The sequence below is a fragment of the Paenibacillus athensensis genome (assembly GCF_004514475.2).
Classification (GTDB): domain Bacteria; phylum Bacillota; class Bacilli; order Paenibacillales; family NBRC-103111; genus Paenibacillus_AL; species Paenibacillus_AL athensensis.
On the sequence record NZ_MYFO02000005.1, the window covers coordinates 43,421 to 57,075 of the forward strand.

General features: G+C 58.6%; 16 protein-coding genes. 7 read left to right on the plus strand and 9 right to left on the minus strand.

Annotated features, from left to right (window positions below; genetic code table 11):
• The first annotated feature begins 180 nt into the window (after positions 1-180).
• Positions 181-1,749: an MDR family MFS transporter gene (locus B5M42_RS10855; protein ID WP_134754501.1), complete on the plus strand. Its 1,569-nt coding sequence runs from the start codon at positions 181-183 to the stop codon at positions 1,747-1,749.
• Positions 1,750-1,761: 12 nt separating this feature from the next.
• A complete protein-coding gene (locus B5M42_RS10860; RefSeq protein WP_134754503.1) occupies positions 1,762-2,379 on the plus strand; it encodes a PadR family transcriptional regulator in 618 nt (205 codons plus the stop codon).
• Positions 2,380-2,503: 124 nt separating this feature from the next.
• Here the strand turns inward: B5M42_RS10860 and phnE (B5M42_RS10865) are convergent, their stop codons facing one another.
• The 4 genes from phnE (B5M42_RS10865) to B5M42_RS10880 form a co-directional block, all read right to left on the minus strand.
• On the minus strand, positions 2,504-3,304 hold the full coding sequence (gene phnE, locus B5M42_RS10865; protein ID WP_167690042.1) for a phosphonate ABC transporter, permease protein PhnE: 801 nt from the start codon (positions 3,302-3,304) through the stop codon (positions 2,504-2,506).
• The gene (gene phnE / locus B5M42_RS10870) at positions 3,301-4,080 is read right to left on the minus strand and encodes a phosphonate ABC transporter, permease protein PhnE (RefSeq protein WP_134754505.1); all 780 of its coding nucleotides are present in this window, start codon (positions 4,078-4,080) and stop codon (positions 3,301-3,303) included. Before phnE (B5M42_RS10870) ends, phnE (B5M42_RS10865) begins: the two co-directional genes overlap by 4 nt.
• On the minus strand, positions 4,080-4,853 hold the full coding sequence (phnC, locus tag B5M42_RS10875) for a phosphonate ABC transporter ATP-binding protein (RefSeq protein ID WP_134754507.1): 774 nt from the start codon (positions 4,851-4,853) through the stop codon (positions 4,080-4,082). The genes phnE (B5M42_RS10870) and phnC overlap by 1 nt, the downstream gene beginning before the upstream one ends.
• A 218-nt stretch (positions 4,854-5,071) precedes the next feature.
• The gene (locus tag B5M42_RS10880) at positions 5,072-6,097 is read right to left on the minus strand and encodes a HoxN/HupN/NixA family nickel/cobalt transporter (protein WP_230632852.1); all 1,026 of its coding nucleotides are present in this window, start codon (positions 6,095-6,097) and stop codon (positions 5,072-5,074) included.
• Between the two features lie 193 nt (positions 6,098-6,290).
• On the opposite strand from B5M42_RS10880, the gene B5M42_RS10885 reads away from it, so the two are divergent.
• The 3 genes from B5M42_RS10885 (at position 6,291) to B5M42_RS10895 (ending at position 8,514) form a co-directional block, all read left to right on the plus strand.
• Positions 6,291-7,127 (plus strand): sensor histidine kinase, encoded by an 837-nt coding sequence (locus B5M42_RS10885; RefSeq protein WP_134754509.1) that lies wholly within the window; start codon positions 6,291-6,293, stop codon positions 7,125-7,127.
• Positions 7,124-7,789, plus strand: a complete 666-nt coding sequence (locus B5M42_RS10890) for a response regulator (RefSeq protein WP_134754511.1) — start codon at positions 7,124-7,126, stop codon at positions 7,787-7,789. The genes B5M42_RS10885 and B5M42_RS10890 overlap by 4 nt, the downstream gene beginning before the upstream one ends.
• Before the next feature lie 95 nt (positions 7,790-7,884).
• Positions 7,885-8,514, plus strand: coding sequence for a YcnI family copper-binding membrane protein (locus B5M42_RS10895; protein ID WP_209280741.1), 630 nt, complete (start codon positions 7,885-7,887; stop codon positions 8,512-8,514).
• Between the two features lie 221 nt (positions 8,515-8,735).
• On the opposite strand, the gene B5M42_RS10900 is transcribed toward B5M42_RS10895, so the two are convergent.
• Genes B5M42_RS10900 through B5M42_RS10910 form a run of 3 tightly spaced genes read right to left on the minus strand, consistent with a single transcriptional unit; the run spans position 8,736 to position 10,474 of the window.
• Complete coding sequence (locus B5M42_RS10900) at positions 8,736-9,005, minus strand: YciI family protein (protein ID WP_134754513.1); 270 nt, start codon at positions 9,003-9,005, stop codon at positions 8,736-8,738.
• 3 nt (positions 9,006-9,008) lie between these two features.
• A complete protein-coding gene (locus B5M42_RS10905; protein ID WP_134754515.1) occupies positions 9,009-9,500 on the minus strand; it encodes a dihydrofolate reductase in 492 nt (163 codons plus the stop codon).
• Positions 9,501-9,517: 17 nt separating this feature from the next.
• Positions 9,518-10,474 carry a thymidylate synthase gene (locus B5M42_RS10910; RefSeq protein ID WP_134754517.1) on the minus strand — a complete coding sequence of 319 codons (957 nt, stop codon included), beginning with the start codon at positions 10,472-10,474 and terminating at the stop codon, positions 9,518-9,520.
• Between the two features lie 157 nt (positions 10,475-10,631).
• Here B5M42_RS10910 and B5M42_RS10915 point away from each other — a divergent pair, with 157 nt between their 5' ends.
• Positions 10,632-11,216, plus strand: a complete 585-nt coding sequence (locus B5M42_RS10915) for an MOSC domain-containing protein (protein ID WP_407946121.1) — start codon at positions 10,632-10,634, stop codon at positions 11,214-11,216.
• A 407-nt stretch (positions 11,217-11,623) separates the two neighbouring features.
• On the opposite strand, the gene B5M42_RS10920 is transcribed toward B5M42_RS10915, so the two are convergent.
• Complete coding sequence (locus B5M42_RS10920) at positions 11,624-12,316, minus strand: metal-dependent hydrolase (RefSeq protein WP_134754519.1); 693 nt, start codon at positions 12,314-12,316, stop codon at positions 11,624-11,626.
• 40 nt (positions 12,317-12,356) lie between these two features.
• Entirely contained in the window at positions 12,357-13,157 is an 801-nt protein-coding gene (locus tag B5M42_RS10925) for a Nif3-like dinuclear metal center hexameric protein (RefSeq protein WP_167690045.1), read from the minus strand.
• A 150-nt stretch (positions 13,158-13,307) separates the two neighbouring features.
• Between B5M42_RS10925 and B5M42_RS10930 the strand changes: the two genes are divergently transcribed.
• Positions 13,308-13,562 (plus strand): hypothetical protein, encoded by a 255-nt coding sequence (locus tag B5M42_RS10930; RefSeq protein WP_134754523.1) that lies wholly within the window; start codon positions 13,308-13,310, stop codon positions 13,560-13,562.
• The last annotated feature ends 93 nt before the right edge of the window (positions 13,563-13,655 follow it).

Here is a 13,655-nt window from a genome sequence, read left to right on the forward strand (position 1 = left end):
GGGCGGCTGACACCTGCAAGGTGAAGCTCCCGGCACGGGGGGAGTTTTTTTGCGCTTTGGGAATCCTACAGACAAGGCTCGTAAAAAAAAGCTGTTGCCACCTATTCAAATTTGAGTATAATTACAAATAGTTATTCAAATTTGAGTATATTTCGTCAGGAGAAAGGAAGTTTCGCTACAATGGATGCCAAAAAAAGCAATATTAATCTCGTCATTGCCGGCTTGCTGCTCGGCTTGTTCATGGCGGCGCTCGATCAAACGATCGTTTCGACGGCCATGACCAAAATTATCGAGAAGCTCGGCGGTCTCGACAAATTCGTCTGGGTGTACTCGGCTTACATGATCGCAATGGTTGTGTCGACGCCGATTTTCGGCAAGCTGTCCGATATGTACGGACGGAAAAAGTTTTTCCTTGCCGGTCTGCTGCTGTTCATGGTCGGTTCGATTTTATGCGGTACGGCGCAAAACATGGAACAGCTCATTGTGTACCGCGCCATTCAGGGGATCGGCGGGGGTTCGCTGATGCCAATTGTGTTCACGATCATCTTTGATTTGTTTCCGCAGGAAAAGCGCGGCAAGATGATGGGCTTGTTCGGCGCCGTGTTTGGCGTGTCCAGCGTGTTCGGTCCGATTATGGGCGGCGCCATTACCGATAACATCAGCTGGCGCTGGATTTTCTACATCAACGTACCGATCGGCATTTTGTCGTTCCTGTTTATTTGGCGGGCGTATCATGAATCGAAAAATACCCGCAAGCAAGTCATCGACTGGGCTGGCGCCATTTTGCTGACCGGGGCGATTTTGTGCCTGATGTTCGGCCTGGAGCTTGGCGGTACCGATAACTGGGCTTGGGATTCGGTGAAAACAATCGGCCTGTTCGTTGGTTCCGGCGTGCTGCTGATTGCCTTCTTGCTCGTCGAACGTGTTGCGAAGGACCCGATCATCAAGCTGGATCTGTTCCGCGGCCGGCTGTTCACCAGCAGTATGATGATCAGCATGCTGTACGGCGCGGTGATGATTGCCGGAGCGACCTACATTCCGCTGTTCATTCAAGGCGTCTTCCACAAAACGGCTACGCAAACGAGCACCGTACTGACGCCGATGATGCTGGGCGTTGTGCTCAGCAGCCAAATCGGTGGACGCGTCGCAGGCAAATTCCAGTTCCGCACCGTCATGGTTGTCTCCGCGCTGACGCTGCTGCTTGGCACGTACCTGCTTGGCTTTATGATGGATACGTCGACCAGTCGTTTGGTCATTACCTTATACATGGTCGTCATCGGCCTCGGTATGGGCGTTTCCTTCTCGTTGCTGAACATTTCGACGTTGAACGCCGTACCGCCGCAATACAAGGGCACGGCTTCGTCGCTGATTACGTTCTTCCGTACCATCGGCTCCGCGCTTGGCGTCACGGTGTTCGGCACGATGCAAAAGCATTCGTTCCAGGAAAGCGTCGCGGCAATGCCGAACAGCAATCCGCAGATGGCTGCGCAAATCAAAGGCGGTCAAGCACTGCTCGATCCGGTCGTGCAATCGCATATGGGCATCCCCAAAGCCGTCATTGACATGCTGCTCGGCAAGCTGGCCGACTCGATTATTTTCGTTTTCCAATGGTCGGTGCTGCTGCCGGTCCTCGCGCTGGTGTTCGCGCTGCTGATGGGCCGCGCCCGTCTGCAAGCGGCTCCGAAAGGCGGACCTGGCGGTGCAGGCGCACCGCAAAGCGACAACAAGCCGGAACCGTCGTTTCATTAAGGAGCCGCGGCCATGTCCATGCGATTGCTGATTCTCGGGCTGTTGATGGAGCGTGAGCAGCATCCGTACGAGATGCGGCAAACGATCAAAAACCGCAATTGGAACGAATGCTTCAAGCTGCGCGACGGTTCACTGTATTATGCCGTCGACCAGCTGCGCGAGGAACAGCTGATCGAGGTATCCGAGGTTGTCGCCGTTCCCGGCGAGAAGCGGCCGGATAAAACCATTTACCGGATTACTCCGGCCGGCAAAGCGGCTTTTTTAGAGCTGATGTACCGGCAAATGGATCAAAGCTCGTATCCGCAGCAGCCGTTTTTTCTAACGTTGCCGTTCATTCGCCACAGCGAGCCGGAGAAGGTCAAGGCACTGATCGCGGAGCAGCTCGAAGCCTGCCGGCAGCGCGTCGAGCGGACGAAAGCGCTGCTTGAGCTCAAGAAGGCTTTTCTACCGCGCGGCTCGGCGATGATGATTGAAGGCTTCGTGCATTTCGGCGAGGCCGAGGCTGCCTGGCTGGCGCAGCTGCTGGAAGAGGCGCGGGCTGGCACGCTGTTTCAAGGCAGCCAATGGACGCTGGAGCAAATTCAAGCGTATATGCAGACCGCTACCGAACACGCCCAACAGCCGAAATAACGGCTGGCAACACAAAATGGCTGCTCCTGCAAGCAATTGGCAGGAAGCAGCCCTTTTTGGCTTGGAGCGGCGACGCCGGCACGCGCCTGCTCCCGCCATCCGGGAGTCGCGCGCGGCGAGCGGGTTAGACCAGCTTTTTACGCAAATAGGAAGAAGCATAGTCGATGATCGTTACCGTGACGATAATACCGAGTACGATGATGCCGACACGCGGCCAGCCGCGGGCCTCCAACGCAAAGATCAGCGGCGTGCCGATCCCGCCCGCACCAACGATGCCGAGGATCGCTGCTGAGCGGACGCTGATTTCAAAGCGGTACAACGTAAACGAAAGGAATTCGGGCAGCACTTGCGGGAGATCAGCGAACCACAAGGTCTGTATCCGGTTGGCGCCGCAGGCGGTGAGCGCTTCGGCCGGGCCGCGGTCCATATTCTCAATCGCTTCGGCATAAAGCTTGCCGAGCATGCCGATCGAATGCAAGCCCAGCGCCAGCACGCCGGCGAACGGACCGGGACCTACCGCCTTGATAAACATAACGGCGAGCACCAGCTCGGGAAAGGTGCGAATGAAGGTCAGGACGATTTTGCCGGAACCGGAAATCCAGCGGCTCGCGCTCATATTGACTGCGGCCCAGAACGCAAACGGCAGACAAAGCACGGCGGAAATGAACGTGCCGAGTACGGCGATCGCCAGGGTATCGAGAATGCCGCGCAGCAGATCCTCGCCCTCCGGCAAATAGACGTAGCTCCAGTCGGGATGCAGCAGCCCGCGAAAAATTGCAGCGGTAATGTCGCCGGCGTTTTGCTTGATTGACGTAAATTCGACGCCGCGAATCGCCCAAATGTAGACCAGCGCCGCCAGCAAAGCGGCAAGCCAGAAGCGGACGCGCTGCCAGCTCCATGTGCGCAACGGGAGTTCGCCTTTCATAGCCACCTCTCCCTGATCGTTTGACTGATGTAATCGATGAGCAACACGACCAGAAACGTCGCGAGCACAATCGTTGCCGTGTTGTCGTAGCGGAACTGATTGAGCGAGCGCTCCAGCAGAAATCCGATGCCGCCGGCGCCGACCATCCCGAGCACCGCGGAAGCGCGCACGTTGACCTCAAACGTATATAAAAAATAGCTGATAAACGAAGCCGTTATTTGCGGCACGACGCCGAAATGTATCCACTGCAGCCGATTCGCACCCACCGCCGTCATCGCTTCGAGCGGTCCCGGGTCGATGGCTTCAATCGATTCGTACAGCAGCTTGGAGACGATGCCGAAGGAAAAGATGAGCAGCGCCAGCACGCCGGCCAGCGGACCGATGCCGACCACGGTGACGAACAGCGTCGCATATAGCAGCTCGGGCATGGCGCGCAGCAGATTGAGGATGAAGCGCGCGGGTATATACAGCGCCGGATACCGCGACACGTTTCGCGAAGCGAGCAAGGCGACGGGAACAGCCAGCAGCGCCCCGGCGGTTGTGCCAAGGATAGCCATTTGCAGCGTTTCCAGCATCGGGCCGAGCACCGTCGGCACATACGCCCAATGCGGCGGCAGCATGTCGCCCAGAATAACGAAAAATTGATCGGCGTTGACGATCAGGCCGGTCAGGCTGGCGTCGGTGCGGTAGGCGCTGCCGACCAGCAGGATCAACACGAGCAGTGCGTTCAGATAAAGCTTGATCCGGTCCGGACGGCGCGCAGCGGTTGCTTTCATCACGCTTGCCCTCCTGCCAGCAGCTCGCTTTCGGCTATGGGCCGTCCGTAAATATCGGCAAATACGGCGTCAGTGGCCGCTGCGGCCGGGCCGTCGAAGACAACCGCTCCGGCGCGCAGCCCGATAATGCGCGTCGCATATTCGCGGGCCAAATCGATGAAATGCAAATTGACGATGGTCGTAATGCCCAGCTCGCGGTTGATCCGCTGCAAATCGTCCATCACCTGCCGCGTCGTCAGCGGGTCCAGCGAAGCGACCGGCTCGTCGGCCAAAATGATCTTGGCTTCCTGCGCCAGCGCGCGGGCAATCGAAACCCGCTGCTGCTGCCCGCCGGAAAGCTGATCGGCGCGAACGAAAGCTTTGTCACGGATATTCACCCGCTCAAGCGCCTCCAGCGCCAGCTTGACGTCAGCCTGCGGGAACAAACCGAGCACCGTGCGCAGCGTTGAATGGTAGCCGACCCGCCCGGACAGCACATTGCGCAGCACCGTGGAGCGTTTGACCAGATTAAAGCTTTGAAAAATCATCCCGATATCGCGGCGCATCCGCCGCAGCTTCGCTCCCGAAGCCCGAGTGATCGATTGTCCGTCGATCTGAATCTGTCCATCCGTAATTTCATGCAGCCGATTGACGGCTCGCAGCAGCGTCGACTTGCCCGCACCGGACAAGCCGACCACCACGACGAACTCGCCGGGTTGAATGGTCAGCTGAATATTGTTAAGCCCGACCGTACCGTTCGGATAGATTTTGGAAACATGCTGAAATTCAATCATGCTCTGGCCGTTCCTCCCGTTCGATCCAAGGTGCCTTTCCTTTGGCTAGAATCCCCTTAACGAAAGCTTCATATTCGAACGGAGCGCAAACGAAAGACGCGGCGCGGGATGCGTGTGGGAGGGTTACGTACTTTGGAAAAAAAGAAGCAGAGCCGCGGCATACCCACAGCTCTGCTCATGTTGCGAAAACGGCTCCAGCCGCCTGTTTGCTTTTTCCCTTATAGCTTGGCGCTCCAACGCTCCTCCAGCCGCAGCCATTTCCACAGCCCGACGGACACCGCCCAGGCCACAATGAACACAGCCACCAGCACATAACCGAGCGAACCGAAATCCAGCTCGCCGAGCCAGGTCCAGAATGCCCCTTGCAGTCCAACCCGTTCGCCGATGACCTGACCAAGCTCGATGACGCCCACGATCAGCGCCGCAATCACTGCGACAGTCGTAACCGTCAAGTTGTAATACAGCTTGCGCGCCGGCGTCGTGAATGCCCATTTGTACGCCTTCGACATAAACATGCCGTCAGCCGTGTCCCACAGGCTCATGCCAGCAGCAAACAGCAGCGGCAGCGACACGACGCCGACGAACGGAACCGCGTCCTTCGCCGCGCTGGCCGAAATCGCGATCAGGGCAATTTCACTGGCCGTATCGAAGCCGAGTCCAAACAAAAAACCGAGCGGATACACGTGCCAGCTGCGGCGGATAAATGCAAAAAACGGCTTGATCAAACGGGTAAAAAATCCGCGCGCCTCCAGCAGCCGCTCAAATTCCTCTTCATTTTGCTTGCCTTGCCGATATTGGCGGAACAGCTTGAACAGTTGGAGCAAAATAACGAGATTCAGCAGTCCGATCAGCACGAGGAACGCGCCCGACACCGATGCGCCAATCACGCCGCCCACCTCCGACATCCACGGCAGCTCGCGCTGCGCCCACTGCACGGACAAAGCCGTTGCGACCGCCATTACAAACACGACCGAGGAATGCCCCAGCGAAAAATAAAATCCGACGCCCAGCGGGCTCATCTTTTGCTGCACGAGCTTGCGCACCGTATTGTCGATGGCCGCGATATGATCGACGTCAAACGCATGACGCATCCCCAGCGTATACGCCAGCAGGCCAAGTCCCCAAAACGTCGGCATTCCCGGCGCCACGCTGATCAAGCCGGCCAAGCCGAGCACATGCAGCAAACCCACTACAATCACATAACCGGCCCAGCTGCGCTTGTCGCGCATCAGTTGCTTCCACATCCCAAGACTCCCCCTGTCTTTGTCTCTGCGTTCATTGCTGTTTTTCCAATTTCGCACAATTCGTAGCACGATTATTACATAATGTAGCACAACTTGAGTAGCTTGAGAAGAGCCTATCGCGCTCAAGTACACAAAGCAGACAAACTTCCTTATAATGAAGATGGACGAACGATCACTTAAAGGAGATTCCGCTATGTCTCTTCGCACATTAAAGCTGTTTACCGTGCTGGTGCCGGTTTTCATTATCGGCGGCTTCGAGTACGTGCGGCATGAATTTTTACTGTATTATTTGACGATGGAAGCCGGAAATTTTGTAATCACCATTATTACGCTGGTGCTTTCTTATTGGTTCGCGACCTGGATGTTTGAGAAAATCAAGCGCATCAACGACCGGCTGACCGAAGGCGAAGCGCGGCGCGCCGTCTATGAGGAGCGGGAACGGCTGGCCCGCGAGCTGCATGACGACTTGGCGCAAACGCTGTTTTTTCTGAATGTTAAATTGAAGCAGGGCGAGCTGGAAGAAGCGAAAGCGGCCGTATCCGAAATCGACAATTCCTTGCGTCAGGCGATTTTTAACCTGCGTACGCCGCCGGAGGATGGCGTCGCCTTCGCTTCCCGGCTGAATAAATGGCTGCAGGATTGGCAAGCAGCGTCAGGTATCGCCGTGGCGACGCAAATCGAAGTCACGCCGGACGCCTTCCGGGCTGCCGAAGAGGTGCAGCTGTTCGGCATTGTGCAGGAGGCGTTCACGAACATCCGCAAGCATTCGCGGGCGCGTCATGCGACGATCCTGCTCACGGCGGCTCCCGGAAGCTGGCGTCTGCGTATTGCCGATGACGGCTGCGGGCTGGGCGAGCCGGGCAGCGCCCGCAAAACGTACGGCACAGAGCTGATGTCCAAGCGCGCCGCCGAGCTGGGCGCAACGCTTGCGATCGGCCAAGCCCCGGACGGCGAGAGCGGAACCGTGGTGTCGGCTGCGTATCCGGCGGCCGCGGCACATCAGACAGCGGAAGGGAGCAAACGGGCATGAATCCTGTTTACCGCGTGCTGATTGCCGACGATCATCCATTGGCGCGCAAGGCCGTGTTCAGCCTGCTTGCCGCGGACCCGGCCTTTTATGTCGTCGGCGAAGCCGTTCACGGCGAAGAAGCGCTGCTGCTGTGCGGCGAGGTGCAGCCTGATCTGGTGCTGATGGACATTCACATGTCGCCGGTCAACGGTCTCGAAGCGACGCGTCGCATCAAGCAGCGCTTTCCGCACATCCGTATTGTCATGCTGACGGTGTCCGACGATGTCGCCGATTTGTTCACTGCCCTGCAATTCGGCGCCCAAGGCTACCTGCTCAAAAATATGGACCCTGACGAATGGCTGACCTATCTGCATGCCCTGCTCGACGACAATTCCGACGTCGCCCGCGGCATGGCCGACCGGCTGTTTCACCGCTTCCGCGCCCCGCAAAGCAGCGCTCCCGACGGGCCGCATCCGGGCATGCTGACCAGCCGCGAGCAGGAAATTGCCGCTTCCGTCGCCGCCGGACTCAACAACCGGCAAATCGCCGAAAAGCTGCTGATTTCCGAGCACACCGTTAAAAATCATATGAAAAACATTCTCGACAAGCTGCAGCTCGAAAATCGCGTCCAGCTTACCGCCTTCGCGATCAAATTCGGTTTGACACAGAAAGGTCAAAACTAGCCGGCAAAAATAGCCCACTTGAGCCATACTGCCAAGCCCGATCTTCGGGTAAGATGTACAACATGAGCAAAATTGACGAAAAGGGGCTATGACCTATGTTGAAAAAATGGTTGCTGCAAGCCGGACTCGTATTGGCCGGATTGATGCTGCTTAGCGGCATCGCAAGCGCACACGTTGTTGTTTATCCAAAGGAAACGACACAAGGCACTTATGAGAAATTCACCGTTCGCGTGCCGTCGGAGAAGGATTCCGCTACGACCAAAGTACAGGTTAAATTCGATACGAACGAGGTTGCCGTTTCGCGCTTCGAGCCGAAACCGGGCTGGACCTACGAAATTTCCAAAGACGACAGCGGCAAAATCAACGGCGTCACCTGGACGGCAACGGGAGACGGCCTGGGCAGTACGGAATTCGGCGAATTCAATATGCAAGGCAAAGTCGGCGACGCCGCGACGCAAATTACCTGGAAAGCGTACCAGACGTACAAGGACGGCAGCGTCGTTGAATGGGTCGGCGCAGACGGCTCGGATAAACCGGCTTCGGTGACGATGGTAAAAGCCAAACCGGCCGGCGCGGCTTCCGACGGCCACGACCACGGCGCAGCGAGCAGCAGCGCTGAAGCCAGCGGCTCCGGCAGCTCGACAGCCGCACTGGCGCTCGGCATTGCCGGCGTCGTACTCGGCGCGCTGGCGCTGCTGGTTGCGCTGATGCGCAAACGCGCTTAACGATACCGATGCCGCGCAAAAAAGCTTCCCGATCCGCGAAACGCTCGCGGAGGGGAAGCTTTTTTCGTTGCTGCAGGCTTTTATGCGCCTGGGTATCTGGCACCGCTTGGAGCGCATACCGCCTACTCAACAGCCGCTGCGTCTTTCACAGCCGCGCGGTCGCCACAGCGCACCGCATCTGTAGCCATGCCGTTGCACCGCCGTCTCCGCCCGTGCTTGCTCTAGCGCTGGGCAATCACGATATCCCACTCCTGCACATGGCAGTGGCGCGCGCCGTGCACGACGAACGGGTCGGCTTGCGCCAGCGCAGTCGCTTCTTCAAGCGAATCGGCGATGTAAACGACCAAACCGCCGGAGCCGTCGGTGAACCGGCCGTTGGCAAAAATCTTGCCCTCGCTGCGGCGGGCATCCAGATACGCCAAATGAGCCGGACGATGCTCCTTGCTCAGCTCCTCATCCTTCATCGGCAGCAATACTGCAAAATACGCCATCGTTTACGCCCTCTTTCTCTCATAGATTAGAAATCGATAATCATACGGATTGCGCGCATCGCGAATGCCCGGCTCCTCGGAAACCAGCGTCCAGTCGTCCAGATTCAACTCGGAAAAATACGTATCCGCTTCGAATTCATGATCGATGCGCGTCAGGATCAGCTTGTCCGCTTGCGGATACGCCGCGTGGAACACTTCGGCCCCGCCGATCACAAATAGCTCCGCCGCTGCGCCCACCCGCTCCTCGGCCTCGGCCACGCTTTGCACCGTTTCACAGCCGACAGCAGCAAACTCCGTGCTGCGCGTCAAAATCAGATTGCGCCGGCCCGGCAGCGGCTTGCCGATGGACTCGTACGTTTTGCGTCCCATTACAATCGGGTGGCCCATCGTCGTCCGCTTGAAAAATTGCAGGTCCGCCGGCAAATGCCACGGCAGCCGGTTCTCGCGTCCAATCGCGCCGCTGCGGTCCATCGCTACAATAAACGTAATGCTCATCGCTTTCTCCTCCCCGCTTATACCGCCACCGGCGCTTTGATCGCCGGATGCGGATCATAGCCCGTCAGCCCGATGTCTTCGACCTCGAAATCGAACACCGAGCGCACCTCGGGATTGAGGCGCAGCTCAGGAAGCGGACGCGGCGTCCGTTCCAATTGAATGCGAATCTGCTCCAGATGATTCGTGTAAATATGGGCATCGCCAATCGTATGCACAAATTCCCCCGGCGCAAGCCCGCACTCCTGTGCGACCAGATGCGTCAGCAGCGCGTAGCTGGCAATATTAAACGGAATGCCAAGGAACGTATCGCCGCTTCGCTGATACAGCTGGCAGCTCAGCTTGCCGGCCGCCACATAAAACTGAAACAGCGTATGGCACGGCGGCAGCGCCATCCCCGGCACGTCCTCGGGATTCCAGGCCGAGACAATCAGCCGGCGCGAATCGGGAGTCGCTTGGATCATCCGCAGCACATCCTGCAGCTGGTCGATCACGCCCCCGCCCGTCGTTTTCCACTGACGCCACTGCTTGCCGTACACGTCACCCAGCTCGCCGTAGGCCGCAGCAAAGGCATCATCGTCGAGCACCCGCCGCTTGAACAGCTCCATCTGCTCCTGATACTGTTCGTTGAACGCTGCATCCTGCTGCGAACGCAGTCCGAAGCCGCGCATGTCCGGTCCCGCATAGTCCGGGCTTTCAATCCAGCGCTGGAACGCCCATTCGTTCCATATATTATTGTTGTGCCGCAAAAGGTAGCGAATGTTCGTATCGCCCTTCAAAAACCACAGCAGCTCGCTGACGATCAGCCGGAACGGAATGCGCTTGGTGGTCAGCAGCGGGAAGCCCTCCTGCAGATCAAACCGCATCTGATAGCCGAACGTGGAAATCGTTCCCGTCCCGGTCCGGTCCTCCTTCCGCTGGCCCTGCTCCAGAATATGCCGCAGAAGCCCGAGATAGGCAGCTTCGCTTTTGCTCATGTGTGTGCACTCCCATCTTTTCAAACCATCTATCCATTATACCAGCAACACGCGACGCGAAGAAAGAGGCGGCACCCGCCTTCATTGGCTTGTACGCCGGTTGTCAGGTGTAGTACAGTTATTCCAATAAGCAAATGAAGCGGAGGTTGACGTACATATGAACGCACGCAAAAAAATTCCCGCCCTCACCGCTACGGTCGAGGCGGTCCTGATGACGACGGATGCCGCATCGTTCGTCACGGCCCGCCAGCCGCATATTGCGGTCGAGCTGGCCGGCATTCCCGGTGATCGCCACTACGGCCTGCTGCGGCCAGCCGATTCGCGGCAGACAATTTACCGGCGCGGCACGCTGATCGCCAACCGCCGGCAAATCAGCGTCGTCTCGGCTGAGGAATGCGCGCTGATCGCGGCCCGACTGGGCATTCCGCACGTGCTGCCGGAATGGCTCGGGGCCAATCTGGCGCTGAGCGGATTGGCCGATTTGACCCAGCTGCCGCGGGGCGCCCGGCTGCTGTTTCCCGACGGCACGGGACTGGTCTGCGAAGGCGACAATCCGCCTTGCATCGGACCGGGCCGCGTGGTGGAAGCTCAGTCCGGCGTGCCGGGACTGAGCCAGCGGTTTGTCCGCGCCGCCGGTGGCCGGCGCGGCATCGTTTGCTCCGTCGAACGCGAGGGCGTGATCGCTGAAGGCGATCTCGTCAGCATCGTGTTCGACGGAGTGCCGCAGCCCGCGCGCGAATAGCCGGCAGGACCGGCCCTGGGGACGGTCCTGCCGGCTGTCACGCGTGGGCGGCGGGAGGTTTGGCGCAGCCGGGCCGGGCCGCCAGCCGCAGGGCGGCGGGGGCAGGCCCGCGGATTGAGCCGGAGCGCGGCCGGTCGGTCGGCGGCGCTGCGTTACGGGCGCGGACCGAGCCGGCCGGCCGAGGACGGGCGCTAATCCGGCGTCAGGGCTGCTTGGCCCTGACGTGCAAGCTGCACAGCGCCGCTGCTTGCGGCAGCCGGAATCCGGCGTGCGCGTCAGTTGCCGGATGGGCAGTCCGCCGAAGCGACCTGCCCGGCTGCCCACCTGCCCGCGCTGCCCCGCAGGCTTACACCGCGTTGTCCCGCAGGCCACACCGCGCTGCCTCGTACCGCGCTACCCCGCGCAGGCTAAAGCTCCAGCGCTTCGCCAGGCTTGAGCAGTTGGCCTGCGATGCCTTTTTCCGCCAAGGCCCGTACGAACGCCTCGCCATCCTGCGAGATCAGGTTGAAGGTATTGTAATGAACCGGCACGACCCTCTTCGCCTTCAGCCATTCGGCCGCGATCACGGCATCGTCCGGCCCCATCGTAAACAAATCCCCAATCGGTAAAAACACCAGATCGATATCAAACTTCTCGCCAATCAGCTTCATGTCGGAAAACAAATTCGTGTCGCCGGCATGCAGAATCGTCAAGCCGTCCCATTGAATCAGCAGTCCGGCTGCCATGCCGCCGTAAATAATCTGCTGCTGCTCATGCAGCACGATGCCCGAGCTGTGCAGCGCCGGCACCATGTGCACCTCGGCGAAGCCAAGGGAGATTTTGCCCCCCATATTCATATCGCGCGTGCGCACGCCCTGCCAGCTCATGTAGGTGGCCAGCTCGTGAATCGCAATCAGCGTCGCGTCGTTGCGTTTGGCGATTGAAGCGGCGTCTTGAATATGATCGGCATGGGCGTGGGTCAGCAGCACATGCTGGACCTTGACCTGATCCGGGTTCACGGCGGCTGCCGGATTATCCGACAGGAACGGGTCGATGATCAGCGAATGCTCGCCTTTTGTCAGCTGTACGCATGAATGACCGTGGTATTCTACTTTTAACATATAGCTCCTCCTTAGGGTAAATAAGCTTCGTTATTGGCTGTTAAATGGAGCGGAACGCAACCTGCCCCGGCAAAAACACCGTTTCCACGCTCGGGAACAGCCTGCGCAGCAGATCGACGGCGTACTGCATGCCGGCTTCTTCGCTTTTTTGATGACCGATAATCAGCAGCGCCTTGTCCAGCCCGAGCGCAACCGCATCGCGCACATATTCGTTCGTCTCCCATTCGTGCGTTTCTCCGGCCACCATCAGCTCGATGTCGTAGTCGCGAAACTCCTGGATCTGCCGTTCGCCGCCGGGAGCGCCGGGAAACAGGCTGATGCGCCGTACCTCCAGCTCCGGAGAGCCGATCAAGCGCAGCGAATCGATGTCCAGCTTGCTTTTGATATGCGCCGCCACGTCCTTGACCGCAGTCGGCTTCTCCAGAACGACCAGCCGCGGATGCGCCGGATCGGCCCAAGCGCTCCAATCGAGCGCTTGCAGCATACCGTGACCGATGCCGTCCGGCTCGTAGCGATCATGCACATAATCGTGAAAACGGAACACGGCAAGGCCCGAATCCTCAATCAGCTTCTTTTTGCCTTCGTAAACGGGATCGCCCTGCAGCCAATCGGTTTCATCCCTGTGATTAAAATAGGTTGGCTCATGTGTAACCAGCAGCTGCGCTCCGGCATCGACCGCCATTTTCAGCACTTCGTAGGTCGCGGTAAAGGTGACGGCGATTTTGGTGACAGGCGCGTCGGGATTTCCGTATTTAAGCGTATCGACCGTGTTCTCGACGGGCTCGGTATCGTTGACCGGATTCAGCAGGCGGTTCACAATCTCTTGAACAGTGACAGTCATAGGGAAGCCTCCTTGAACGAATGGGGATGGTAACGCATTCACTTTACTATTATACCGCGTTAGCGCCATAACTTGAAAGGGTGCGGGGAAGCAAGCGCTCGCTTACAATAGAGGATAGGGGTATTTTTGACAGGAAAGGGGATTGACTTTATGAAGCCTTACCGCCATAATCGGCCCACAGATTATGTTCAACACCAGCGAAGCCGCGTCGTTCGCCGCAAAAGCCGGATCGCCCGCCGCATCGGCTGGACCGTTGCCCACACAGGCTCGCTGACCAAGGGCAAAATCCATTGCTCCTGCCCGCACTGCGCTGTAAAAACGAAATCGCACGGCCTGCCCAAATCGCAACAAGCGCGATTGGCAAGCTACGAGGAGCAGCTATCGGATCGTGGGCTTGAGGGATGAAAATAGTCTGAAAGCCGCTTTTGCGGGCCAACGCCCTGAGCCGGGCGTGTATTGCCAGGCGTGCGCTGCCTAACGCAGCTTCGTCTGAGGCGC

What these genes read in the sequence shown, in the direction of transcription:
- B5M42_RS10855 (WP_134754501.1), top strand. Translation starts at nt 181, where the DNA reads ATGGATGCCAAAAAAAGCAATATTAATCTCGTCATTGCCGGCTTGCTG.
- B5M42_RS10860 (WP_134754503.1), top strand. Translation starts at nt 1,762, where the DNA reads ATGTCCATGCGATTGCTGATTCTCGGGCTGTTGATGGAGCGTGAGCAG.
- phnE (WP_167690042.1), bottom strand. Translation starts at nt 3,304, where the DNA reads ATGAAAGGCGAACTCCCGTTGCGCACATGGAGCTGGCAGCGCGTCCGC.
- phnE (WP_134754505.1), bottom strand. Translation starts at nt 4,080, where the DNA reads ATGAAAGCAACCGCTGCGCGCCGTCCGGACCGGATCAAGCTTTATCTG.
- phnC (WP_134754507.1), bottom strand. Translation starts at nt 4,853, where the DNA reads ATGATTGAATTTCAGCATGTTTCCAAAATCTATCCGAACGGTACGGTC.
- B5M42_RS10880 (WP_230632852.1), bottom strand. Translation starts at nt 6,097, where the DNA reads ATGTGGAAGCAACTGATGCGCGACAAGCGCAGCTGGGCCGGTTATGTG.
- B5M42_RS10885 (WP_134754509.1), top strand. Translation starts at nt 6,291, where the DNA reads ATGTCTCTTCGCACATTAAAGCTGTTTACCGTGCTGGTGCCGGTTTTC.
- B5M42_RS10890 (WP_134754511.1), top strand. Translation starts at nt 7,124, where the DNA reads ATGAATCCTGTTTACCGCGTGCTGATTGCCGACGATCATCCATTGGCG.
- B5M42_RS10895 (WP_209280741.1), top strand. Translation starts at nt 7,885, where the DNA reads ATGTTGAAAAAATGGTTGCTGCAAGCCGGACTCGTATTGGCCGGATTG.
- B5M42_RS10900 (WP_134754513.1), bottom strand. Translation starts at nt 9,005, where the DNA reads ATGGCGTATTTTGCAGTATTGCTGCCGATGAAGGATGAGGAGCTGAGC.
- B5M42_RS10905 (WP_134754515.1), bottom strand. Translation starts at nt 9,500, where the DNA reads ATGAGCATTACGTTTATTGTAGCGATGGACCGCAGCGGCGCGATTGGA.
- B5M42_RS10910 (WP_134754517.1), bottom strand. Translation starts at nt 10,474, where the DNA reads ATGAGCAAAAGCGAAGCTGCCTATCTCGGGCTTCTGCGGCATATTCTG.
- B5M42_RS10915 (WP_407946121.1), top strand. Translation starts at nt 10,632, where the DNA reads ATGAACGCACGCAAAAAAATTCCCGCCCTCACCGCTACGGTCGAGGCG.
- B5M42_RS10920 (WP_134754519.1), bottom strand. Translation starts at nt 12,316, where the DNA reads ATGTTAAAAGTAGAATACCACGGTCATTCATGCGTACAGCTGACAAAA.
- B5M42_RS10925 (WP_167690045.1), bottom strand. Translation starts at nt 13,157, where the DNA reads ATGACTGTCACTGTTCAAGAGATTGTGAACCGCCTGCTGAATCCGGTC.
- B5M42_RS10930 (WP_134754523.1), top strand. Translation starts at nt 13,308, where the DNA reads ATGAAGCCTTACCGCCATAATCGGCCCACAGATTATGTTCAACACCAG.